Here is a 942-nt window from a genome sequence, read left to right on the forward strand (position 1 = left end):
GGTGGCGCTGAAGGCCAGCGGCGCCTGCGCGTCGCGCGCGGCCGTGGCCGTGCCCACAAAGGCCATATCATCGACCAGCATGGTGGTGCCGCCGAGGATGGTGCCCGACGCGGCCGAGGTAATGGCCATCACCACGGTGTCGGGGGTGAGGGTCGACAAGTATTGCAACGGCATGGTGGCCAGGGCGTAACTTCCCGTAGTAGCCGTAGTAAAATACTGTTCGCTCTGCGCAATGACCACCGACGTGCCGTTGACACGGCGCACCAGCTGCACAATGGCTGCGGCCGAGTCATTGGCTAAGTTATTGCCGCTGAGCTGGTAGTAGAACTGCAGGCTGGCCGGCCGGGCTGCGTAGGGCTGGCCGCCGGGCAGGTCGTCGGAACCGCCGTGAAAGGACGTGCCCAAAATGATTTCGCCGGGAATCTGCGACTGGCCGCCCAGCAATTGGGTTTGCAGCTGCGCGGCAAATGCGCCGCCGTGGGCCGAGGTGCTTTTCACCACCGTGCCGGTGGGTATGCGCAGGCCCAGAACGAGCTCAACGATGTCGTCGGTGGTTTGCCAGTTGGTGGGGGCCTCGACGCCGCTGCGTTGGGCCCAGCTTTCAAAGTTGCTGTTGGCGAAGGAAGCTGTTTGGGCCTGGGCTGGGTCCTGCGTCAGCAAGGCAACGGCCGCGGCGGCCAGGATGGAGCGAAGAAGTGCTTTCATGCGGAAAGGATGAAAAAAAGGGTGAATTATGTGACGGAAAGATGCGCCGCCGCCCCCAATGGTTGCCCTGGCCCGAAAAGAATGCCACGAAAAACGGACTTCCGCCGGTCGCAGCGGCTACCTTCGTCGCATGTTTCGATGGCTGCGACCCGTGATGCTGCGACCCGTGATGCTGCTGGCCGGACTGCTGCTGGCCCGGCCGGTGGCGGCGCAGCAGCCCAACGCCCTGCGCCAGGT

The 942-nt window shown here is 64.2% G+C and carries 1 protein-coding gene; it reads right to left on the reverse strand.

The window, feature by feature from the left end; translation table 11 throughout:
• Positions 1 to 705, reverse strand: a 705-nt coding sequence (locus ACYVDE_RS24405; protein WP_460504114.1) for a hypothetical protein, incomplete at its 3' end; no start/stop codon positions are given.
• Positions 706 to 942: the final 237 nt, after the last annotated feature.

Source organism: Hymenobacter agri, assembly GCF_054778495.1.